The organism is Plantactinospora sp. B5E13 (assembly GCF_039871775.1).
Taxonomy (GTDB): domain Bacteria; phylum Actinomycetota; class Actinomycetes; order Mycobacteriales; family Micromonosporaceae; genus Plantactinospora.
The window spans coordinates 1-21,153 of sequence record NZ_JBDPLT010000040.1 but is presented as its reverse complement, the minus strand read 5'-3'; the positions used below and the strand labels follow the sequence as shown (position 1 = coordinate 21,153).

At 68.6% G+C, this 21,153-nt stretch carries 18 protein-coding genes, 3 tRNA genes and 1 CRISPR repeat array; of the genes, 10 read left to right on the top strand and 11 right to left on the bottom strand.

The features are described 5' to 3' along the window. Nucleotides 1-38: 38 nt before the first annotated feature. The 5 genes from ABGB05_RS27600 to ABGB05_RS27580 all read left to right on the top strand — a co-directional run bounded on the left by ABGB05_RS27600 (nucleotide 39) and on the right by ABGB05_RS27580 (nucleotide 3,854). The gene (locus tag ABGB05_RS27600) at nucleotides 39-2,387 is read left to right on the top strand and encodes a TRAP transporter fused permease subunit (RefSeq protein ID WP_347656831.1); all 2,349 of its coding nucleotides are present in this window, start codon (nucleotides 39-41) and stop codon (nucleotides 2,385-2,387) included. Then, on the top strand, nucleotides 2,384-3,403 hold the full coding sequence (locus tag ABGB05_RS27595) for a TAXI family TRAP transporter solute-binding subunit (protein WP_347656830.1): 1,020 nt from the start codon (nucleotides 2,384-2,386) through the stop codon (nucleotides 3,401-3,403). The genes ABGB05_RS27600 and ABGB05_RS27595 overlap by 4 nt, the downstream gene beginning before the upstream one ends. 190 nt (nucleotides 3,404-3,593) lie before the next feature. Next, a tRNA-Gly gene (locus ABGB05_RS27590) sits at nucleotides 3,594-3,666 on the top strand. Between the two features lie 30 nt (nucleotides 3,667-3,696). Continuing rightward, nucleotides 3,697-3,767 (top strand) — tRNA-Cys (locus ABGB05_RS27585). Nucleotides 3,768-3,779: 12 nt separating this feature from the next. Then, nucleotides 3,780-3,854: transfer RNA gene (locus tag ABGB05_RS27580), tRNA-Val, on the top strand. A gap of 121 nt (nucleotides 3,855-3,975) precedes the next feature. Here the strand turns inward: ABGB05_RS27580 and ABGB05_RS27575 are convergent. Further along, nucleotides 3,976-4,860: an integrase core domain-containing protein gene (locus tag ABGB05_RS27575; RefSeq protein WP_347656829.1), complete on the bottom strand. Its 885-nt coding sequence runs from the start codon at nucleotides 4,858-4,860 to the stop codon at nucleotides 3,976-3,978. Nucleotides 4,861-5,175: 315 nt separating this feature from the next. Here ABGB05_RS27575 and ABGB05_RS27570 point away from each other — a divergent pair, with 315 nt between their 5' ends. Continuing rightward, nucleotides 5,176-5,790: a Scr1 family TA system antitoxin-like transcriptional regulator gene (locus ABGB05_RS27570; RefSeq protein ID WP_347656828.1), complete on the top strand. Its 615-nt coding sequence runs from the start codon at nucleotides 5,176-5,178 to the stop codon at nucleotides 5,788-5,790. Continuing rightward, nucleotides 5,765-6,919, top strand: a complete 1,155-nt coding sequence (locus ABGB05_RS27565; RefSeq protein WP_347656827.1) for a hypothetical protein — start codon at nucleotides 5,765-5,767, stop codon at nucleotides 6,917-6,919. Before ABGB05_RS27570 ends, ABGB05_RS27565 begins: the two co-directional genes overlap by 26 nt. 62 nt (nucleotides 6,920-6,981) lie before the next feature. Here ABGB05_RS27565 and ABGB05_RS27560 read toward each other — a convergent pair whose 3' ends face one another. From ABGB05_RS27560 to ABGB05_RS27515, 10 genes are all read right to left on the bottom strand, one after another. Continuing rightward, the gene (locus tag ABGB05_RS27560; RefSeq protein WP_347656826.1) at nucleotides 6,982-7,176 is read right to left on the bottom strand and encodes a transposase; all 195 of its coding nucleotides are present in this window, start codon (nucleotides 7,174-7,176) and stop codon (nucleotides 6,982-6,984) included. Then, a complete protein-coding gene (locus ABGB05_RS27555) occupies nucleotides 7,170-8,042 on the bottom strand; it encodes a helix-turn-helix domain-containing protein (RefSeq protein WP_347656825.1) in 873 nt (290 codons plus the stop codon). Before ABGB05_RS27555 ends, ABGB05_RS27560 begins: the two co-directional genes overlap by 7 nt. Before the next feature lie 149 nt (nucleotides 8,043-8,191). Further along, a CRISPR array of direct repeats spans nucleotides 8,192-8,447; the repeat unit is 38 nt; unit sequence GTTTCCATACGCCCTTTGGCGTGACGTGGTTCAGGACC. Nucleotides 8,448-8,620: 173 nt separating this feature from the next. After that, complete coding sequence (locus tag ABGB05_RS27550) at nucleotides 8,621-8,764, bottom strand: hypothetical protein (RefSeq protein ID WP_347656824.1); 144 nt, start codon at nucleotides 8,762-8,764, stop codon at nucleotides 8,621-8,623. A gap of 115 nt (nucleotides 8,765-8,879) precedes the next feature. Further along, nucleotides 8,880-9,914, bottom strand: a complete 1,035-nt coding sequence (locus ABGB05_RS27545; RefSeq protein WP_347656823.1) for a hypothetical protein — start codon at nucleotides 9,912-9,914, stop codon at nucleotides 8,880-8,882. Between the two features lie 80 nt (nucleotides 9,915-9,994). Next, nucleotides 9,995-10,447, bottom strand: a complete 453-nt coding sequence (locus ABGB05_RS27540; RefSeq protein WP_347656822.1) for a hypothetical protein — start codon at nucleotides 10,445-10,447, stop codon at nucleotides 9,995-9,997. Further along, nucleotides 10,444-11,703: an RAMP superfamily CRISPR-associated protein gene (locus ABGB05_RS27535; protein ID WP_347656821.1), complete on the bottom strand. Its 1,260-nt coding sequence runs from the start codon at nucleotides 11,701-11,703 to the stop codon at nucleotides 10,444-10,446. Before ABGB05_RS27535 ends, ABGB05_RS27540 begins: the two co-directional genes overlap by 4 nt. Further along, nucleotides 11,700-13,034, bottom strand: coding sequence for an RAMP superfamily CRISPR-associated protein (locus tag ABGB05_RS27530; RefSeq protein ID WP_347656820.1), 1,335 nt, complete (start codon nucleotides 13,032-13,034; stop codon nucleotides 11,700-11,702). The genes ABGB05_RS27535 and ABGB05_RS27530 overlap by 4 nt, the downstream gene beginning before the upstream one ends. After that, complete coding sequence (locus tag ABGB05_RS27525) at nucleotides 13,031-13,624, bottom strand: RAMP superfamily CRISPR-associated protein (protein WP_347656819.1); 594 nt, start codon at nucleotides 13,622-13,624, stop codon at nucleotides 13,031-13,033. The genes ABGB05_RS27530 and ABGB05_RS27525 overlap by 4 nt, the downstream gene beginning before the upstream one ends. Next, a complete protein-coding gene (locus ABGB05_RS27520) occupies nucleotides 13,621-15,042 on the bottom strand; it encodes a hypothetical protein (RefSeq protein ID WP_347656818.1) in 1,422 nt (473 codons plus the stop codon). Before ABGB05_RS27520 ends, ABGB05_RS27525 begins: the two co-directional genes overlap by 4 nt. Further along, entirely contained in the window at nucleotides 15,039-17,546 is a 2,508-nt protein-coding gene (locus ABGB05_RS27515) for a TIGR03986 family CRISPR-associated RAMP protein (protein ID WP_347656817.1), read from the bottom strand. Before ABGB05_RS27515 ends, ABGB05_RS27520 begins: the two co-directional genes overlap by 4 nt. A 320-nt stretch (nucleotides 17,547-17,866) precedes the next feature. On the opposite strand from ABGB05_RS27515, the gene cas6 reads away from it, so the two are divergent. The 3 genes from cas6 to cas2 are packed head-to-tail and all read left to right on the top strand — an operon-like array spanning nucleotide 17,867 to nucleotide 20,766. Next, the gene (gene cas6, locus ABGB05_RS27510; RefSeq protein WP_347656816.1) at nucleotides 17,867-18,601 is read left to right on the top strand and encodes a CRISPR system precrRNA processing endoribonuclease RAMP protein Cas6; all 735 of its coding nucleotides are present in this window, start codon (nucleotides 17,867-17,869) and stop codon (nucleotides 18,599-18,601) included. After that, nucleotides 18,598-20,478 carry a CRISPR-associated endonuclease Cas1 gene (gene cas1 / locus ABGB05_RS27505; RefSeq protein WP_347656815.1) on the top strand — a complete coding sequence of 627 codons (1,881 nt, stop codon included), beginning with the start codon at nucleotides 18,598-18,600 and terminating at the stop codon, nucleotides 20,476-20,478. Before cas6 ends, cas1 begins: the two co-directional genes overlap by 4 nt. A gap of 6 nt (nucleotides 20,479-20,484) precedes the next feature. Beyond that, nucleotides 20,485-20,766 (top strand): CRISPR-associated endonuclease Cas2, encoded by a 282-nt coding sequence (gene cas2, locus ABGB05_RS27500; protein ID WP_347656814.1) that lies wholly within the window; start codon nucleotides 20,485-20,487, stop codon nucleotides 20,764-20,766. Nucleotides 20,767-21,153 lie beyond the last annotated feature (387 nt).

The following is a 21,153-nucleotide window of genomic DNA, read 5'->3' as shown; positions in this document are numbered from 1 at the left end:
GATCGGCACCGCTCGCTGGCCCGTAGTAGTGTCCGCTCATGTCAGACGGTGTGGCCCAGATCCCTCCGACTGCGACCGCCGAATCGTCCCCGGACCGGCGGCCGTCCACACCGGACGGCGGATCACGGCCGCCGGCCGCGTCGCAGCTGGCCAGCCCGGCGTACGACGACGAGGAACGCCCCGCCCGACAGCTGACCGGGCCGGTCGGCACCGGCGTCGCGGTGGTCGCCTTCGCCGTCGCCCTGCTCGTGCTCTGGCAGGTCTTCCGCCCACTGTCGCAGGGCAGCCAGTTCTATCTGATCATCTTCCTGTCCGGGGTACTGCCGCTGGTCTTCCTCGCCTACCGCTCCGGGCTACGACTGCCGGCGCGGACCGCCCGGGACGTACCCGAGGGCGCGCCCGCCACCCGCCGCCCGGACCGGCCGACGGCGCTCGACTGGGTCCTGGCCGGCCTGGCGCTACTGGTCTGCCTCTACCCGGTGCTGCCGCTGGCCGTCGGGGACGCCGGCGGCGGCTACGACGCCTTCCTCGACCGGCAGGGCCTGCTCGCGCCGGTCGACGTGCTGATGGGGGCACTGCTGCTGGTCCTGCTGGTCGAGGCGTGCCGCCGCACCACCGGCTGGATCCTCCCGGTGGTCTGCCTGCTCTTCCTCGCCTACGGCTACTACGGCGGCCTGCTGCCGCAGACCTGGGCGATCGCCCACGCCGGCCTCGACTTCGGACAGATCGTCGACGCCCTCTACAACTCCGGCAGCGGCTTCTACGGCACCCCGCTGGACGTCGCGGCGACCTACATCGTGCTCTTCACCATCTACGGCGCGGTGCTCGACCTCTCCGGCGCCGGACGGTTCTTCGTCGACCTCTCGGTGGCCGCGTTCCGACGCTCCCGCAGCGCCGCCGGGCGGACCGCGGTCGCCTCCGGCTTCCTGCTCGGCACCGTCTCCGGATCCGGCACCGCCACCGCGGTCAGCGTCGGCGCGGTCACCTGGCCGATCCTGCGCCGCGCCGGCTACCCCGCCGAGCACGCCGGCGGCATGCTCGCCGCCGCCGGGGTCGGGGCGATCCTCTCCCCGCCCACCCTCGGCGCGGCGGCGTTCATCGTCGCCGAGTACCTCGAGGTCTCCTACCTGACGGTGCTCGGCTGGGCGGTCATCCCGACCCTGCTGTACTACCTCGGCATCCTGCTCGCCGTCGAGATCGACGCCCGCCGGTTCCAGGTACGGCCGGTCGAGGTGGCCGCCGCCTCGGCATGGCGCCTGCTGGCCCGCTTCGGCTACCACTTCTCGTCACTGATCGTGATCGTCGTCCTGCTCGCGGTCGGGGTGAGCGCGATCCGGGCCGTGGTCTACGCCACCGGCCTCGCGGTGCTGCTCTCCTTCCTCGACCGGCGGCACCGGCTCACCCCACGCCGGCTCGCCACCGCGCTCGCCACCGGGGTACGCGGCGTGCTCCCGGTCGCCGCCGTCTGCGCCGCCGCCGGCATCGTCACCGCCACCACCACGAAGACCGGGCTCGGCGCCCAGTTCGCCTCGCTGCTGGTCCGGGGCGCCCAGGCGGTCAGCGACAACCCGACCGTCGTACTGGCGCTCACCGTGCTGCTCGCCGCGGTGGCACTGTCGCTGCTCGGTCTCGCCGTACCGGTCACCGCCTCCTTCATCATCGGCTGGGTGATCATCGGGCCGGCGCTGCTCGCGCTCGGCGTACCCGCCCCGGCCGCGGCGATGTTCGTCTTCTACTACTCGGTGCTCTCCGAGGTCACCCCGCCGACCGCACTCGCCGCCGTGGGCGCGGCCGCGATCACCGGCGGCCGGACCGTGCCCACCATGTGGCAGGCCCTGAAGTACGCCCTGCCGGCCTTCCTCGCCCCGATCGCGTTCGTGCTGACCGGCCCGGGCGAGTACCTGCTCGGCCGGGGTGCACCACTGGACGTGCTCTGGGCGGGCCTGGTCGGCTGCCTCGGGGTGGCGGCACTGGCCGTGGCGACCGGCGGCTGGCTGCTCGGGGTGGGCCCGGCCGGACCGGTCGAGCGGACCCTCACCGCGGTCGCCGGTCTGCTCCTGCTCTACCTGCACCCGGTCTCCATCACGATCGGGGTCGCGCTGGTCGCGCTCGCCGTGGTGGTCGCGCTCGTCCACCGTCGCCGGACCGTACCGGCCCCGCCCGCCGGTGCACCGTCGGCCGTCTCCGGTGGTGCACCGGCGGCGGCCGTATCCGGCGGTGTTGATGTCGGTCCGGTCGGTGGTGCCGAGAGCGGTCCGGTTGGTGGTTCCGTCGAGGTCGCCCCGTCCGGCGGGGCCGGTGCCGCGGGTGCCGGGGCCGGGCCGGCGGGCGGCGCCGGCTCGACGGCGCGAGAGGTCGGTTCGAACCTGGGAGAGGAAACGAGATGAGACGTACGTCGAGGGTCCTGGCCGTGGTCACCGTCGCGGGGATGGGACTGGCCTCCCTCGTCGCCTGTGGCGGCCGGCAGAACACCGCCAGCACCGACGCCGGTGGTGAGATCACCTGCGACGTGGCGACGGAGACCCGGATCGGCATCGCCACCGGAAACGCCACCGGCGTCTACTTCGCGCTCGGCAACGCGTACGCGGAGCAGATCTCCAACGCGCCCGGCAGCAGGGTCCGGGCCACCGCGGCCGAGACCGGTGCCTCGGTGCAGAACATCCAGCAGTTGGTCGCCGGTACGTACGCGGTGGCCTTTTCGCTCGCGGATACCGCCGCCGACGCGGTCCAGGGCACCGGGAGCTTCGCCGGGCAGAAACAGCCAGTCCAGGCGCTGGCCCGGATCCACACCAACTACACCCAGGTGATCGTCCGCAAGGACGCCGGGATCACCTCGGTCGCCGACATGCGGGGCAAGCGGGTCTCCACCGGCTCGCCGAAATCCGGTACCGAGGTGATCGCGAACCGGTTGCTGCAGGCGGCCGGGCTCGACCCGGAGAAGGACATCCAGGCGCAGCGGCTTGATCTGACCAAGACCGTCGACGGGGTGAAGGACGGCTCGATCGACGCGTTCTTCTGGTCCGGCGGCCTGCCCACCCCGGGCATCACCGACCTGCTCACCACCACCCGGGACCAGGTCAGCTTCCTGGACATCACGCCGCTGCTCGCCGAGATGAAAAAGATCAACCCGGTGTACGAGGAGGGGGCCGTCCCCGCCGCCACCTACGGTACGCCGGCGGACGTCAAGACCATCGTGGTGCCGAACTTCCTGCTGGTGAAGGAGGACCTTGACGCCGACCTGGTCTGCGTGCTGACCAAGGCGCTCTTCGAGCGCAAGCCGCAACTGGAGCAGGCGAACGCGGCGGCCAAGGAGATCAGCCTCCAGTTCGCCTGGCGGACCGACCCGGTGATCCTGCACCGGGGGGCGGCCAAGGCGCTGACCGACCTGAACGCCCCGAAGTAGCGGCGGAACCCGTCGGGCCGCACCCAGTTCCTCCTATCCAGGTTCCTAGGATGCTGTAGGGGAGGTGGGTGCGGCCACGGCGTTTGTCCCGGTCAGGGGCGTCTGACCCGCCGTCGGCGGCCCCGATTTGGCATCCGCTCGCGGGCTCGGCTAAAGTTCTCATCCGTCACCGGGAAACACCGGAAGACAAGCGGACGTAGCGCAGTTGGTAGCGCATCACCTTGCCAAGGTGAGGGTCGCGGGTTCGAGTCCCGTCGTCCGCTCGGAGATGCCGCCACATCGGGGGCAACCTCGGTGGAGTGGCCGAGAGGCGAGGCAACGGCCTGCAAAGCCGTGTACACGGGTTCAAATCCCGTCTCCACCTCGGCAACAACGAGGGCGATTGGCGCAGTGGGAGCGCGCTTCCTTGACACGGAAGAGGTCACTGGTTCAAACCCAGTATCGCCCACCAGCTATATGAGCAGGTCATGCGGCTCGTTACCGGATCTTCGGTAACGAGCCGTTTCGTGTTGTGCTCCTTACGATGGGAGCAACTTGGGAGCTGCGGGTGCCGAAAATTTCGTCCGCGCTGGTCAAGCTGCGTTTTGGTATTCGTGGAGGAGGCCGTTGAGTCGATCGTGTCGTTGGACGTTCAGGTGTGTCAGCGCTGCGGGATCGGTGATCGGTTCGGGCAGCGGATGTAGGGGTCGGGCGTTTGCGATGCCGCGGTGAGGACGATGCTGGTTGTGGTGCCGTTCGTACTCGCGCAGGGCGTGTAACAGGTGGGACTGGTTCCAGATGAGTGTCCGGTCGAGCAGTTCGTGGCGGCAGGACTGGATCCATCTCTCCATGATCGAGTTCATGCGCGGCGTCCGTACCCCGCTGAGCACGAGGCTGATTGCCGCGTCGGCGAGGATCGTGTCGAACAGGGCCGGGTATTTTCCGTCCCGATCCCGGATCAGGTACTTCACTCGGCATCCGGCATCTTCGAGGTCCATCACGAGGTTCCGGGCTGCCTGGGTTACCCAGCCGGCGGTCGGGTGGGCGGTGGCGCCGAGGATGCGGACCCGGCGAGTGGCGTGTTCGATGACCGCAAGGACGTACATGCGGGCGCCGGTCAGTGTCGTGGTTTCGAAGAAGTCGGCGGCGATAATGGCGTGCGCTTGGGAGCGCAGGAAGGTTGCCCAGGTGGTGCTGGTGCGCTGTGGTGCCGGGTCGATGCCGGCCTGCTGGAGGATCTCCCAGACGGTGGACGCGGCGACCTTCACACCCAGGACGAGTAGTTCACCGTGGATGCGGCGGTACCCCCACGTGGGGTTCTCTCGGGCCATGCGCAGCACCAGCCGTCGGATCGACCGGACGGTTCGTCGCCGCCCGGCTCGCCGGGGTCGGGAGATCCTGGCATGCCGGCTGGCGATCAGATCCCGGTGCCAGCGCAGCACGGTCTCCGGGCGGACCAGCAGCCGCAGGCCGCGCACGATGTCCCTCGGCAGCCGGTGTAGTAGAGCAGCCAGCCACGCCCGGTCAGCCCGCGTGAACCGGACCCGCTCGCCGTGCAGCTGTCGTTCGAGGACGGTGATCTGGTGCCGCAACGCCAGAATCTCGGCGTCCCTATCCCGGTCGCTCATCGGCAGCAGCCGTAGCAGCGCGAGAGCGTTGGTCACACCGAGGTAGGCCAGTCGCAACAGCACAGCATGTCATCCTCGCGCAGCACGCAACGTAGATCAGCGCCGCGTATGGGTGAGAGCGCTCGTCACTGCGCCCGCGGTCTCATCTCGGTGATCAAGACGGCCATGACCAGAACGGACGAGGTATTCGGCACCCGCAGGGTCATCGAGTTCTACCAGGTACCCGACGACCTGGAGGCCGGGGTAGCCGTCCGCATGGAGCGGCAGCACATCCTCTACCACGGCGTTCACCGGTTCCACTTCATACTGGCTGAGCAGGCACTCAAAACCCAGGTGGGGGACACACGCGTCATGGCCGGGCAACTCGACCGGCTGGTGACAGCGCTGGCCCTCCCGCGTGTGCGGCTGGGCATCCTGCCCGCTGAGCACCAGCACCAGGTGCCAAGCAATCAATTCATCCTGTTTGATGACCGCCTGGTGCACGTCGAGGCCATCACGGCCGAGCTGGCGATTACCCAGCCACGAGAGATTGCCTTGTATGCCCAAGGCGTTCGAGGCCCTGGCAGCAGCGGCGGTGTACGGGCAGAAAGCCAAGGACTTGGTGACTGGGGCGTTGCTGCACTGGCGGGGATGACAGTTCTCGATCATGGAAATGCGTTTCCGGGAGCCGGTTTCCTGGTTGAGTCCGGCCGGCCGGTCCTCTACTGTTCCGGGCAGCGAGTGCCAGCTCGGCGTGTGATGGTAGGTGGGTATCGTGGGAGAAGCGGCCAGTTCGGTTGAGCGTCACAGATTGTTGTTGGGCGGCGAGGACGGCCTTGTCCTCGAAGGTGGCACCGCAGAATTTGAAGCGTTCCTACCTCTGGTGGCCTCCTTCTCGGTTGCTGAGGTTCGGTCAGCGCTGTTGGACGCAGTTGGCCTTCCCGACCGCCAACCTCCTGTTGAAGTTCCTGAACGTAGCCACCTTCACGAGCGATTCGTGGGGTCCCTGCGGGTAGAGCCAGAGAATGAGGATGAGCCGTACAACGGGTTGTACTTTGACCTTCTGAACGATGGTTCTCTTTGTGTCGCCTTCTCTCTCACCGCCCCAGTAGTTAAGGATGACGGGACCGCCCAGTCCATCGTGGCTGGGTTTGTCGAGCGCGCGGGGCACGACTTCATCTCAATCGAATACATCGACGAGCGAGCTTTCGAGAGGGACGACGCATTTTGGGATGCCAGGGTGCGCCTGCGTGACCTGTCGCAAACCGTGTTGGAAGTGATGAACCTGCGCAATACGTGCTCTAGGGTGCTCAAGGTGCGGATACCGGTTCAGGGAAATCGAGAGCGAAGCGAGTGGTTGGATTGGCCTACTGCCACTGCTCTTGTCCTCGGCGGCTTCCCCGAAAGTCTTATTGGGCAGGCGGAGTCATCCTGGCTTGAAGTGAAGTCGCGAGGCTACAACCCTGATCAGGCTGGCCAGATTGAGTTGGCCCAGGACGTGGCTCGGTACGCCAATGGCGACAGTCCCGGCCTTCTGGTGCTCGGGTTCCGGACTAAAGTACGAAACGGCCAGGAGTTTATTGACAAACTCGTGCCGCTTGACCTCAAGCCGGGAACAGCAGCCATTTACCACAAGACCGTTGATCGCCTGGTGTATCCACCTGTGCGTGGTCTTCGAGTGGAGTGGGTGCCTGCGGGCGAGCGTGGGCTTATCGTCATTGTGGTTCCGGAGCAGAGAGATGAGGACAAGCCGTTCCTCGTCACAGGCGCGATGGTTGGCGATAAGTGCGAGGGCGCGTTCATCTCGATTGTCCGTCGTCGAGGCGAACATTCCATCCCGATCACTCCGGCATCTATACACGCGGCGCTGTCGGCCGGGCGGGCTGTTCTTCGGCAGGTAGACCCTGGTGTGGGGAAACCGGAAGACTAGCGGTAGCCTGTGCCGTGCCAAAACTGGTTCAACGGCGGTGAACTGGTGTTTTGATGATCAGTTCAGGCTGCTCGGTGGTACTCGTTGATCACCCCGCTGAGGCGTCTTCGGCGGTGTATGGGCTTGTCAATGGGGATGACGACGGACGGGTCATGGTTGGGTGGCCGCTGCTGGCGCCCTTGATGTCGGTGGTTGTTGAAGTGGTCGACGTACTCGCCGGCCACGGCCTGCGCGTGGCGCTCGTCGTAGATCAACATGTGGTTGGTGCACTCGTCGCGGAGGCTGCGTCCCAGCGTTCGATGAAGCAGTTCGCTTGTGGGGTCCGGGGTGGGGTCTTGACCACGGTGATGCCCTCGGCGGTGAAGACATCATCGAAGGTGGTGGTGTACTTGGCGTCGCGGTCGCGGATGAGGAATCGGAACCGGTTGAGGCGCTCGCCCAGGTCGAAGGCGAGGTTGCGGGCTTGCTGGGTCACCCACTGCCGGGTGGGGTGCGCCGTGACGCCGAGAAGATGGACCCGCCGGGTGGCTACCTCCATGACCACCAGCAGGTGCAGGCGTCGTAGCAGGATCGTGTCGAGGTGGAAGAAGTCGATGGCCAACAGGCCGGTGGCCTGGTTACGCAGGAACGTCCGCCAACTGGTGTTCTTGTGGCGGGGCGCGGGGCCGAGGCGCCGGTGGCTCAGGATCCGTCGGATCGTGCCGGCACCGATCTGATGGCCGAGCCGCTGTAGCTCGCCCTGGATTCGGCGGTGTCCCCATCGCGGATTCTCCCGGGCCAGCCGAAGTATGACCTCCCGGATCTCGTCGCTGACGGGTGGCCGGCCGGGCCGGCTCGGGTAGGTCCAGTGGCGTCGCACCAACCGGCGGTGCCAGGCCAGCAACGTGGCCGGGGTGACGATCCGATGGCTCCACATCCGGCGGGGTAGCAGGCGGGCCAGGGCGGACAGGACCACCCGGTCCGGCCACGACAACCGCGGCCGGCCCCGAACCTGCCGACGAAGCACCGCCACCTCATGCCGCAGCACGAGAACCTCGATCAGCAACGCCCTGTCACCGCGGATCACCAACCCCAGCCCGCTGAACAGGCGGATCATCCCCAGGTACAGCAACCGCACGACCATACCAACGATCATCAACCCAAACCGAGAACTCCCAGCTCACAACATGTGCGACGAGTTTGGCACGGTACAGGCTTCCACCTCGACCATGAAGATGGCTGTGACCAGGACGGATGAGATTGTCGGCACCCACAGGATCCGGAACCGGTGGAATTTCCCTACGCCCTTTGGCGTGACGTGGTTCAGGACGGGATGGTAGTCGAAGGTTCAGGGGCTGTTTCCGTTGCGTTTCCATACGCCCTTTGGCGTGACGTGGTTCAGGACCTGCCAGCCCGTTCAGCTCGTTCCTGGACTAGCGGTTTCCATACGCCCTTTGGCGTGACGTGGTTCAGGACCCTTGGCTTCGCTGGTGGTAGGATTGGGACGTGGTGTTTCCATACGCCCTTTGGCGTGACGTGGTTCAGGACCCTATCTCTTTGACGGCGGGTGTGACCAGGGTACTTGTCGAGGTGTTTCACACCCCCTGGTGTGGGGCGGTATGCGGATCGGCGTAGCTCGATGAATTTCGTGTGTTTGTGCTGTAGGGATGGCTGCATAGGGGGCGACCTGTAGACTTGATCGGCTGCCCAGGCCTGGATTGCTCAGTTTCCAGTGCTTTCGGTGAATTCTACGGGATTGCTCCGTTCCTTCGCCGCCCGAACCACCTCTGCAGCGGCCTTCGCGTCCGTGGTCGGCTCGGGCCGCTTCTTGCGTCCGGTCTGGTCGTTTAGTGTCGCGGTCATCACGGCGCCCTCCTCGCTAGGCACAACGCCCGGCAGGCCGGGCGGAAACAACCCTTTAGATCCACGGACCCGAGGGGTGCCGTTGGCGAGACAGCACCGGCGAGACAGGCCCTTGAGGTCATTGCGGGTCCTGGATTGGGGATGTCGGGCGTTCTGTGGGTGGCTGGCTTGGTTGCGCGGGATGAACGCAGGTCGGTGTGTAGGTTTGGCTCTGTTGGTCGTAGTGAAGTAGGTGAGTGTGGGTGAAGAAGCGAGTGGAGGCTTGGGCGAGTTGCCATCCGATGGCCATGGCGAGGGTTTTGGGTATGGCGGCGGCGATGATTACGCCCTGTGTCCCGGCCTCGTTCTGAATCTTGATGATTGCGTCGACGAGAGGTTGGGTGAACGCGGCGAGTTGGGGCCCGGTGAACGTTGTGTTTCTCAATTCTTCGACGTCGTTGATCGCGGTCGGCTGGATTCGGTGGCATCGGCTGAGATGGTATTGGCTGAATACTTTTTCTGGAGTCATTTCCGTGGCTGAGCTGGTGAATGCGAGTAGGAGGCCGACTGGGGCGTCGGGTGTTTTCGTGTCGAGGGCGAGTTCTTTGGTGGTGACGTCGGCTGGGGTAACGGGGGTGGTCAGGGTGAAGGTGATGGGTTTGGGGGTGCGGGGGTCTAGTTCGAGGAGTTGGAGGTTGTCGATGATCGGGAGTTCGGCACCGATGGCGAGTGCTGCGGGCCAGAGGGTGTTGGGGGCGATGGTGTAGGCGGTGTCATCGCGGTCGGTGTTGACGGCGGTCTCGAGGGCTGTGGCGATGTCTGCGCAGGCGGCGGTGAGGTCGACGATGCCGTGGTGGGTGTGAGCGGGTAGGTCGGCCCAGCGGGTGACGGATTTGAGGGACATGCGCCTGCGGGCGGCGATCTGGACTGCGGTTTCGTGGAGGTCGGGCATTTCGTCGGCGATGAGCCGTACGTAGAAGAGGGTGCCGGTGCGACGGTGGACCATGCCGCGCCACACGACTGCGGTCAAGAGCAGGGCGAGCGACGCGACGAGAAGGAGCGCGCGTTCGGCGGATACCTGACGGGGCGGGGTGAGGGGCAGGGCGTCTTCGACGATGAGGGCGAGGGCGGCGGCGGTGAGGGCGGTGAAGGCGGCGATGGCGAAGTTCGCCATGACGGTGAGTAGTGGGGCGGATGCTGGCCATCGGAGCTGGGCGGGTCGGCGTGTGGGTGCGGTGGGAAGGTCAGAGCGGGTCATCGGATCCTGACGAAGGTGATGGGATGGGTTCCGTGGGTGTGGTAGAGGTCGGCCGGCCGGTCGGTGATGGTGGGGTTGAGGGGGCCGACGCGGTTTTCGTTGGCGGGCCAGGTGTGGGCGTGGCGGATGGTGTATGTGATGGGTTCGGTGGCGGCGGGCGGGCCCGGGTGGGGCAGCTGTGGTGTGGTGGTGCCGGTTTGCAGGACGCCGACGATGGCGGCGTCGCCGTCGAGGCGGGCGCGTAGTAGCCAGTCGGCGGTCCAGGCCCACAGGTGGGTGTAGGGGGGCGGGCTGGTGGGCGCTGCTCCGATGTGGAAGCCGTCGTAGTCGGCCCACGCGGTTCCGTCGGTGTCGTGCAGGGCGGTGGCGAGGTGGCGCCAGGTAATGCGGCCGTGAGCGTGCAGGATGCCGGTTGCCGTCGTGGTGCTGGTGTGTGACGTGTCCGTCATTTCGCTGGTCCTTCCGCGGTGTCCGGTGTGGGTGCGAGCTCGGGGATGGTGACCGGGCCGGGTGTGGGACGGCTGTCGAGGCGGAGGGTCCCCATGCCTCGGCTGGTGTGGGAGCCGAGGCCGATGAGTCCGTCGTGCAGGTCGCGTAGGACGTGCTGGATGACGGTGGCCACCCACGGTGGGACGTCGGTGAGGGTGTCGATGCGGAGGCGGAGGCGGCCGGCGGTGACGGGAGCGCTCTGGTAGAACAGGCCGTCGTGGGCGCCGCCGGTGACGCGGTCGATGGCGACGTGGGTGCGGGCCGCAGGCTGTTGGGCGTCGAAGATCGGGCTGTCGTGAAAGACGAGGCGCCCCCGGCCGCCGGGGTGGCCGAAGACGTGGCAGGTGGGGCAGGTTCCGCAGCCGGTGGGCTGCCCGCAGGTGGCGTGTAGGCCGTAGCGGGACCGCAGGATGTACTCGACACGCCCCCGGAACAGTCCCTTCCAGGCGGAGCCGGGGACAAACGGCTGGCTGTCGCGGGTGCGGGGTTGAGCCGGGCCGGTCGGACGTGGGTCGCAGACGAGGATCGCGTCAACGATGTGCAGATCGGTTTCTAACCATGGTTGTGGTGGGGGTCCGGGGAGGATCTGGTGGATGGCGACGGCTTCGATGAGGGCGTGCCCTGTGTGGTGCAGCCAGGTACGCATGCCGTCGGCGGTGGTGGGATCGATGGTGCCGTGCAGTAGCCGGGTCAGGCGGGCTTGGCCGCCGCCGGTGGTGCGGTCGCGGCCGATGGCGGGTTGCCAGGCGGCGAGGACCTGTAGGTGGTCGTCGGTGAGGGGCCCGTCGTGCCGGAGGTAGGCGGTGAGTGTGCCGCCGGCGGCGACGCTGCGGCTGTACCGCAGGCTGGTGGGGATAGCGGCGCCGCGGCGCCGGTCGACCGCGGTTTGCCCGACGATCTCGGTGAGGTCTCCGCTGGCCGGATCGGGGGTGAAGTGGGTGCCGAGGATCCACAGCGGCGACGCCTCGGTGGTGTCGCCGCGCTGGATGGGCGGCCGGCTCCCCATGAGGGTTGTATCGAACTCGGTGCCGTGCTGAGCGTCGTGCTGGCGAAGGTGCGCACGCAGCGAGCCGGCGAGCGCGGATCCGGGCACCCAAGGCCGGCCGTCAGCGTCGAGGAGCAGGTCACGGTCGACGGACGGGTCGTCGGTGGGTACGGCGCCGACGGCCCAGCCGGGCTCGACGGTGATCTCGGCGATCAGGAACGTGATGGTCATCGCGTCGCCTGCGGTGAGGATCGGCGGCGGTCGGCGGCGGGTGTGGCGAGCACGAGGGTGGTGAGATCTCGCAGGGTGGCCGGGGTGAGGCCGACCAGGGCGGCGTGTAGCTGTGTACGTTGCCGACCGGACAGGTCCGCGGCGGTGGGTTGGCTGAGTAGCCCGTTGAGCAGGTCGGCGTGCACTGGGGCGCCGCCGGTGCGGTGCTGTTCGATTTGCAGGGCGCGGAGGGCGCCGGTGAGCCATCGCCAGGCAGGGTCGTCGAGGCGGAGGTCGACCAGCTTGTTGTGCAGTGCCTGCAGCGGATCAGCGCCGTCAGTCTCAGGTTGTGGAGGGGGGTGGGCGGGTCGCCACGGGCCGGTGGCGATGGTGACGCTACCGAATCCCTCCGCCCGGCGCAGGCCGATGCCGTCGCGACCGAGCCGCTCGGCGAGCGTGGCCAGGATGTCGGGGGGGCCGGTGATGCGGTAGGTGGAGCCGGCTTCGGCGCACAGGTCGGTGGGTTTGGGGAGGCGGGAGGCGGCGTGCCAGCCGGCCCAGGTGACCGGCCGGGTCCAGGCGCCGGGCAGCAGGGTGGCCCCCGGGGTGAGGTCGAGTGTGGGTTCAGGTTCCAGCCGGGGCCGTCCGGCGGGGTCGACGAACACGGCGGGGCTGGTGAGCCGGACCACCAGCGGCTGCCCCGGCTCTGGTGCGGGCGGGGCGGCGGGTGGGTGGTGCGGTGTGGTGGTGAGTTCGGCTTGCCCGCCGACGGTACGCCGCCCGCCCAGCCACAGGGTGCGGGGCTGCGCCAGCCAGGGGTGGTAGCCGTGTATCAGGCCGGACAGGGTGGTGCCGGCGGGTAGGGCGGAGTTGGCGTACAGTTCCCCGTCCTTGGCGCGCCCGGTTGTCGGGTCGATGGAGGTGCGGGTGATCCGGGTCAGCCCGCCGGGTACGTCGAGGTCGCCGCGGCTTTGTTCGAGCCGCATCCCGCAGGCGGGGCAGTGGTCGCCGGTTTCGAATGCCTGGTCGACGACGGTGTCATGGCAGGCGTCGCTGGTGGGGTACTTGCACCGGTACACCGACAGCGGTGTGCGGTGGCTGCCGTCGGGCAAGAGGTGTCCGTAGCGGATGTGTCCGTCGAACAGGGTCCGGAATTCGTCGGTGGCCGGGTTGCCGTGCCCAGGTGGGCCGTGTTCGGTGATCCAGGCGGCGGCGAGTGCGCCACGGAGCACGCTGCCGGGCACGTACGGGTGGCTGGCGGTGTAGTAGCCGACCTCGGAGGCGACGCCGAGCGCGAGCCGCTGCCGGGCCACCACGGTGACCGCCAACGCTGGCGGGGGCGGGGGAGTCATGAACGGTCCTCGCGCGCTCGGGGATGGAGCAGGTCGACCAGATGGTCGGCGCTGGTCTCGGTCCACGGTGGGGACAGCGGGGTGATGGACACCCAGCCGAGTCCACGGCGCCGGTCGCCGCCGAGCGCGGTCACCGCCCGGGCGGCGGCGGCCAGCACCGCCGTGTGCCGCTCTACCTGGTCTGCGGGTATCGGCCCGCTGCGTCGTACGGTGAAGCTGGCCCGGTCGGCGAGGACCTCCTCGCCGATGGCGAGGGCCCGGTCGACCGCGGTGTGGGTGGCCTCGGAGATCTGGATCCGGGCGCGGGAGCGGACCCGGACCGGTTCGAACGCGGTAATGCTGGCGTCGGCGGGGGTGAAGGTGGCGTCGGACCAGCTCCACGGCGCGGGCTGCCAGGCGGTACCGAACACCGGAGCCACCACAGGTTCGGGTAGTTGCAGCAGGTCCCGGGCGGCGGAAAGCATGACGCCCTTGAGCGTGGAGGCGGGCAGCGGTGCGCTGCGGTCGATGACGCTGTCGGCGCCGTCGCCGGCCCGGCCGGTCGCGACCCGGAACGGCCCATGGAAGGTGATCTCGAAGGTGAGGGTCACCGCCACCACCGGACCAGGGACAGCGCGTCGGCGACCGTACCGGGTCCGCCGCGGTCCAGGAACGGGTCGAGCACGTCGTCGCGGTCGAGGCGACGGGCGTGCTCGCGCAGCCGCGCGGTGGACAGGGCGGGCCGATCGGGGTCGACAAGTCGTTCCAGGGTCGCCCGCCCGGACGCCGGGACCCGGGCGAGGGTGTCCAGCGCTGTCGCGAGGCCCGCCAGGGTGTCGATGGTCCACGCCGTCCGGTGTGGAGGTGGTTGTTCGCCGTCACGGGTGACGTCCAGCCACGCCACCGCCGCGTGACGGCCCTGGTGGTCCTTTTTCGCCGTCTTGAGCGCCTGCCCGGCCAGCTCCACCGCACGGCGGAACGGAAACGTGGCGTGGGCGAACACCACACCGGCGGACGCGGTCACCGGCTGGCCGCCGGCCGGGTTCCCGGCCAGCCCGCCGATGCCGCGCATCCGGTCAGCGAACGCCTCCAGGTAGCAGGTGACGAACCGCAACGCCCGGTCGGCGACCACCGAGACGAGGACGTCGTCCCCGCCGACCAGGTGCGGGATGACCGGCACCTGGCGAGTGTCGCCAAGCACGGCCCTGGTCGCCTCGACCAGGGCCTCCCGGGTGGCCGCCGACACCGTCGCCGACACTGTCGCCTTCGCCTCGCCGGTGCCGGTGGTTGCGATGCGGTCGAACAGGCCGCCGAGACCGTTGCCGTCGATATGAACGGTCGCCAGGTGGTTGCGGTTGCCGGCCGGGTCACCGAGGTCGGCTAGGCCGGTGAAGTCTTGCACCACCTGACCAGGACTTCGGTGCAGGGCGTGCAGCAGATCGGTTTCCGCGCTTACCGGCACGTGCTCCCGCCACAGCCCGGGCCTTCGGTACCGGTCGGTGTACCGGGCCTCGCAGTCCGCACAGACCTTGACGACCTCCACCTCATGGATGTCGATCGTGGCGACCACCGGGTCGATCCGGCATCGCTGACAGGAGACCAGGGCCGGCATGTCCGGCACCGGTGGGAAGACTGTCAGGCCCGCGCCACTGCCGGTCTTGTGCATGCTGCGGTAGGCGTCCAGGTATGAGTCGTCGGCAGCCCAGGTCGCCACCAGCGAGATTCCCGGCAGCCGCTGCCGCAGTGCACTGATGACCGCTCCCGCGACCGCCTCGGCCACCTCGCCGTTGCCTTGTCCGGCCGGTATTCGCAGGGGGATCAGCCCGTCCGCCTCGCCGGCCTCGTGGTTGACCTCGACGGTGACGGGCAGGCCGGCGGTGGCCGCCGCCACCCAGCTGGAAAGCTCGGCGCGGTGCGAGGCGTGACTGAGCCACGCCGATGCCCCTCGGCGCCCCTTCAGGTCCGGCGTACGGCCCAGGTAGGACTGGATACGTACGGCGGCGACATCGACGAACATCCAGCCGGTCACGTCCAGCGCTCCTCGGGCCGGTACCCCTTCGCGTGCGTTTTGTGGATGATCGGCAGGGTCTGGTCCGGGGCGGTCGGGTCGGGCAGCGGCAGCAACGGCCGCTCCTGTCCGTCGGCCATGTGCATCCCACTGGTGACGGCGAAGAAGGCGAACGGCTCGTCGAATTGCTTCGGCTTTCGTTCACGGTCGGGCCAGTCCGCGCCGGGCGGGTACCACACCTGGGCGGGGTTGACCGTGTCGGCGGCCAGGACAGCGGCCAGCGCCGGCCAGGTCGCGGCCACCTCGTCCGGACACGAACCGACGAACGCGTCCACCGCCGCCTCAGGCGCGAATGCGGGATCGGGTCCGTCACCGTAGCGGCTGTCCGCGTCCCACACCTGAATTCCGGTGACGGTCGCCGTGCAGGAGCCGAGGCCGAGCGGCTTCCCACCGCCTAGATGCAGTCGCAGCGGCCCACGCGCCTCGGCGTCGCCACGGTGCAGTACCCGCTGCGGTTCCAGCGCTGCCAGCAACCCGCCCAGCTCGCCGCCATCCAGGTTGTCGAACGTGATCGTCTGCCACAGGACCGTACCCGGCGGGGCGAGAAGCTTTTCGGTGACCATCTTCGAGCGGTGATGGTGCTCTCTCGCCTCATACCGGGACGGATGGTCGCCCGGCTCGGTGTGCCAGTAGAACTTGCGGCCGCGGACCAGGCGTGCGTCCGGTCGGTCCGGCTCGGCACCCCACTCCCGGGTCGGCGGATTGCCCTTGCGCGCGGGACTGCGGTCCTCGTACGCCAGGTAGAACTGGCCCGCCCCGGGACGGGGCGTGCTCAACGGCACCCGCCGGATTTTCGTCAGCGGGACCGGCCCGGCGCTGACGGCGTCACCGAACCGTATGTGTCCGGCGTAGGCGCGCTGCTCCGCGCGGCCGTCCTCGTCTCGCGCGCGGGTGTCTGCCGAGCCGAACAGCCGGCACGACGGGCACAACGCCGTCGGATCGGTGCAGGGTGACAGGTGCGGCGGGATCCGTTTGCCGAGCGGGCCCGCGCCGGGATGCCGCCAGATCGCGGATAGGCGCAGCTCGACCACGCCGCCGGCTCGGTCCTGGCGTACCCACAACACGTCACCCTGGTCGAACCGACCGGTCACCGCCTTACGCCGCCCGACCAGCTCCCCCCGGAAGCGGACCTCCGGCCACGGGTCCGGCCGGGACGAAGGGTCCGGCGACCGGGCCTGGACCACTTCCCGGGCACCCGCCACCGCCTGACGGAACGTCCGCCACGCATCCTCGGTCACCGGCCACCGCGGAGCCGAATCCGGGACACGGCCACACGCGGCGAAGTACAACGCCGGGCTGCCATCCTTACGCGTTTTCGGCCGTACGGTGGCGTCGGTCAGCAGCACCACCCAGTCACCACCGGCGGACACCGGCGCATCCTCGGACAGCTCGTAACGTCCCAGGCTGTTCTTGTCCCTCGGCGGCTGGAACCCGACCCGGCTACCCGTCCGCAAGCCGGCCCCGCAGGCGGCGATGAGCTGCCCGGCCCGAACCCACACCACCTTGTCGGCCGGCCGCACCGCCAACGGCTGCCCGTCTCTGGTCACCTCGGAGACGACCGCGAGGGTCCACTCGTCCGACAGCGCCGACGCGGTATCCCGGTACGACGGCACGAACTCGGGGTCGACGACGCGTAGACAGCCGCCGGCCAACGTCTCATGCACGGAGCGAACGGCACCCTTGACCGACGAGCCGGGAAACCGTAGCTCGCCGCCGTCGACCGAACTGTCCGGTGCCTGCACGGGCGCAGTGAACTCCCACCGCACCACCAGCCGCCCGGACATCCGGCCCGGCGCCAGCCGGTCATGGCCAGCCGGCTCTCCCCGTACGATCCGCGCCGGAAACGGCACGAACGTGTACGGGTTGACGAACCGGTCCGTCCGCTCCCGCCGAAGCCGCGCCTCGTGTTCCGCCTCTTCCAATGCCCGATTCGCGGCCTCCACAGCGCGACGTCTGACGGCCTCCGCACGAGCGATCCGATCCGCCTCCCGCTGCGCTGCGGCCCGCTCCTGACGATCCGTCTCCTCGGCCCGCCAACCCGTCAACCCGCCCTCGCGAACCCAGCATCCCGCCACCGGTTGGGGCAGGTCGAACAGCAGAAACGGGCCGATCTGGTTGACCCGCTGCCCGAGCGCCTCGTCATCTGTCAGGCCCACCAGTGCCGGAGACAGCACGGCGACCTCGTCACCGGTGTCCGGGTCGGTCAGCCGCACCGCCCGGTTACGCCGGTTGGCCCGACACCACCGCGCCGACGGACCCGACAGATCCAGCAAGCAACCATCATCCTCGACAACCAGCTCACCGACCCGCGGCAACGGACCCTGCCCACACTGGGCGGACACCTCATCGGCGTACCAGTCCGGCACGACGACCACACGCTCGCCGCCACCCCGGCCGTTCTCGACCGGCACGAAACGCAACAGCCGAGAACCGGCGTCCCAGCCGACGACCACCACCAACGGCATCAGGAGCCGCCGTCACCCGGAACCACGACCACCCAAAAACGACCGCTGAAAGTCATGGTTTCCATACGTACCGTCCCGCAACGACGGTCGCAAGACCGCGACAGCAGGAACAGTCACCATCGCGACACTCGCCGACAATCTCACCCGGGCATCGACATCAGGCTTTCGCTGTTCACGTCACCGCCGACCCGGGTGAACCCCGCAATTCGTCCGGATCGTGACACTCCACAACGCTTGCCGCCCCACCCACCCACCACCTACCGTGAGCCCCGATCCAACAACTCGACAACCCGTTCGACCCTGTGGAGAGTGCCGCACAGATGCCCAGCCGCTGGCGGATCACCACCCCCGGCATCGACCCCACCCAGGTACGGGTCGAGCACCTGCACGCCGTCGTCTCCAGCTGGTTCGACACCACCACCAACGCCCACCGCGCGCAGGCCAAGCCGTACACGATCAGCCCACCCGCCCGACACACACTGGACAGCCCCGGGTTCGAGGTGACCCTGCTCGACGACACCCTCACCAACCGGCTACTGACCCGGGCCGCACCCGGCGTACGGCTACGACTCGGCGCCCAGCACACCCAACTCGATGCCGGTGCCGAACAGATCGCCACGACCCCCTGGACCCACCTGACCGCTGGCGACAGCGGCGCAAACGCCTGGTGCCTGCGGTTTGTCACTCCCACCACGTTCCGTCGCGGCAACTCCTTCACCCCCTGGCCCGCACCGAACCCCGTACTCGGCGGACTCCGCGCCGCCTGGCGTCGCTTCGCCCCACCCGGCCTGCCCGAGCTTGTCCTCGACCTCGCCACCGACCCGGTATGGGTGACGGATGTCGACGGCGCCAACCAGGTCCTGCGGATCAACAACCTGACCGTCTCCGGGTTTGTCGGCCGCATCCGATACGCCTGCGACGCCCCGACAGACACCCGCCACGCCGTGGACCGGCTGATGCGACTGGCCCCCTACGCCGGCATCGGCGCCCACACCACCCGCGGACTCGGACAGGTCCGACCGGAACCGACCTGGCGGCAACCGGACCGCCCATGACCAGCCCCGGCCCGCTATTCACCGCCGCGACCTCACTGACCGCGCTGACCACCGCATGGGAGGACATGCTCGTCGACGACCGCGCCGACGGCACCCTCACGGCGGGCACCCGCCGGTTCGCGATCGACGCCAAGACCCATCTCGCGGATCTGGCCGACCGGCTCGCCACCGGCGCCTACCGGCCGCAGCCCCTCACCCCAGTGACGATCCCAAAAGACGACGGCGGCAGCCGACAGTTGGCCATCCCACCGGTCACCGACCGGATTGTGGAGAAGGCCCTCGCCAGCGTCCTCGCCCCGATCATCGACCCCCTGCTCGGCCCTGCCGCCTACGCCTACCGCCCCGGTCTCGGCGTCACCGACGCGGTCCAACAGGTGGCCCGACTACGCGCCGAGGGCCTCGCCTGGGTCGCGCACGCCGACATCGACGACTGTTTTCCCTCGATCAACATGTCCCGCCTTCGGCGGTTGCTGTCCGCCACGCTCACCGAGCCCGAGGTTCTTACCCTGATCGACCTCCTGCTCAGCCGCCCCGTCAGCGGCGACACCGGACCACGTCCCGGCCGAGGCCTGCCCCAAGGGGCACCACTGTCCCCGCTGTTGGCCAACCTGGCACTGCGCCACATTGATGACCGGGTCACCGCCGCCGGGTTTCCGATGGTCCGCTACGGCGACGACTTCTGCGTCCTGGCCGCCACTCGCGCCGATGCTCAGGAAGGACTTCATCTGGTGGAACACGCCGCCGCCGAGATCGGTATGCGTTTGGGTGCCGACAGCAGCGTGATGTCCTTCGCCGACGGATTCTGCTTCCTCGGCGAGGACTTCGGCCCCCGCTACCCGCCCGTCCTCAATGACCACCGCATTGTCGAACCCGCCACCCGCACCGTCTACGTCGCCAAACCCGGCGCCGCGGTACGCACCGAGGCTGGCCGACTCATCGTCGAATCACCCGACGATGTCGAACTGCTTGACGTGCCAACCGGACATGTCGAACGACTGGTCCTGTTCGGCCCGGTCGGGCTCAGCGCCGGCGCCCGATCCTGGGCGCTGTCCAGCGGCGTCGAGGTTATTCTGGCCTCCCGCCGCGGCCACTACCTCGGGCAGCTCAGCTCAGGCTCCACCCGTCGAGTGGCCCGACTCCGCGCCCAGCTCGCCTGCGCCGACGATTCAACCCGAGCCATCCCGTTCGGCCGCGCTGCCATCGAGGCAAAGATCCGCAAGCAGATCACCCTCATTCAGCGGTTCACCCGCCGCGACAACCACGAGGACCTCGCCGCGGCCGTCGACGCGATGCGCCGCATGCTGGCCCTGCTACCCGACGCCACCACCCGCGACGAGGTCATGGGCGTCGAAGGCGCCGCCGCCCGCGCCTACTTCACCGGCCTCAGCGCCGCAGTCCCCGAACCACTACGGTTCGTCGGCCGGAGCCGAAGACCACCCTTGGACCTGGTTAACGCCGCGCTTTCCTACGGATACACCCTGCTGACCGGAGAAGCCGTCGCCGCGCTCGCCGCCGCCGGACTCGACCCCGCCATCGGACTCCTCCACACCGACACCGACCGCCGGCCCAGCCTCGCCCTCGACCTCATCGAAGAATTCCGACCGCTCGTCGTCGACCAGGCCATCACGACCCTGGCCCGCGCAAACCAGCTACGCCCCGAACACGCCCGCACCGAGGACGGTCGCGCCGGAATCCTGCTCACCGAAGCCGGCCGGGCCGCCGTCATCGACGCCTACGAACGCCGCATGCTCCACTCCACCCGAGGCGCCCTACCCGGGTTCGCCGGAAGCCTCCGCCGCCACCTACACCGCCAAGCCCAACGTGTTGCCGCCTACATCGACCGCGGCACCCCGTGGGCCGGCCTATCCTGGCGATGACCCACCATGCCCACCGTCCTCATCGCCTACGACATCTCTACCGACACCACCCGCGCCCACGCCGCCGCTACCATCCAAACCTGGGGCGACCGGATCCAACGAAGCGTCTTCGTCTGCACCCTCGACACTGACGACCTCCACCAACTCACCGACCAACTCCGCGAACTGGTCAACCCCCGCACTGACGCGGTCCACATCGTCCCCCTCTGCGGCACCTGCTGGGACGGCGTCACCACGATCGGCCAAGCCACCATCCAACCCGACACCCTCTACTGGGCAGTGCCATGAAAGCGGTCAAAATGACCGAAAGCCGAGCAAGGCGGGCCTGGGTAGCTGATCAGGCTTTTAAGTCGAACCCTATGCGGCGCCGGTTACCAGCACAAACGCCATGATCAAACTATGTGATGGCCTTCCTGGCGCCATCCCAGACCAAGGGGTATGTAAGTCGCCGAGGAACGCCCTGGTCACAGCCCCCGTGGGATCAATAGGGTGCGAAACCGTGTCACGCCGAAGGGCGTATGGAAACAACTCGGCAAGCCTGCCGCCATAGCCTCGATCCACCGATGAAGATCGGCCCGGCAGGACCCCGGAGATAGAAAGTGCCCTCTGAACTGGAAGGATAGGAGTGCTTCAGGCTTCTATCGCTCGGTTCGAGAGGGCACCTCGCAGGTGAGA

Bases quoted from the DNA above. Each gene is read 5' to 3' on its own strand.
- ABGB05_RS27540 (WP_347656822.1), bottom strand. From the start codon at position 10,447: ATGACGGACACGTCACACACCAGCACCACGACGGCAACCGGCATCCTG.
- ABGB05_RS27535 (WP_347656821.1), bottom strand. From the start codon at position 11,703: ATGACCATCACGTTCCTGATCGCCGAGATCACCGTCGAGCCCGGCTGG.
- ABGB05_RS27595 (WP_347656830.1), top strand. From the start codon at position 2,384: ATGAGACGTACGTCGAGGGTCCTGGCCGTGGTCACCGTCGCGGGGATG.
- ABGB05_RS27555 (WP_347656825.1), bottom strand. From the start codon at position 8,042: ATGGTCGTGCGGTTGCTGTACCTGGGGATGATCCGCCTGTTCAGCGGG.
- cas1 (WP_347656815.1), top strand. From the start codon at position 18,598: ATGACCAGCCCCGGCCCGCTATTCACCGCCGCGACCTCACTGACCGCG.
- ABGB05_RS27530 (WP_347656820.1), bottom strand. From the start codon at position 13,034: ATGACTCCCCCGCCCCCGCCAGCGTTGGCGGTCACCGTGGTGGCCCGG.
- cas6 (WP_347656816.1), top strand. From the start codon at position 17,867: ATGCCCAGCCGCTGGCGGATCACCACCCCCGGCATCGACCCCACCCAG.
- ABGB05_RS27560 (WP_347656826.1), bottom strand. From the start codon at position 7,176: ATGTTGATCTACGACGAGCGCCACGCGCAGGCCGTGGCCGGCGAGTAC.
- cas2 (WP_347656814.1), top strand. From the start codon at position 20,485: ATGCCCACCGTCCTCATCGCCTACGACATCTCTACCGACACCACCCGC.
- ABGB05_RS27570 (WP_347656828.1), top strand. From the start codon at position 5,176: ATGACCAGAACGGACGAGGTATTCGGCACCCGCAGGGTCATCGAGTTC.
- ABGB05_RS27600 (WP_347656831.1), top strand. From the start codon at position 39: ATGTCAGACGGTGTGGCCCAGATCCCTCCGACTGCGACCGCCGAATCG.
- ABGB05_RS27545 (WP_347656823.1), bottom strand. From the start codon at position 9,914: ATGGCGAACTTCGCCATCGCCGCCTTCACCGCCCTCACCGCCGCCGCC.
- ABGB05_RS27515 (WP_347656817.1), bottom strand. From the start codon at position 17,546: ATGCCGTTGGTGGTGGTCGTCGGCTGGGACGCCGGTTCTCGGCTGTTG.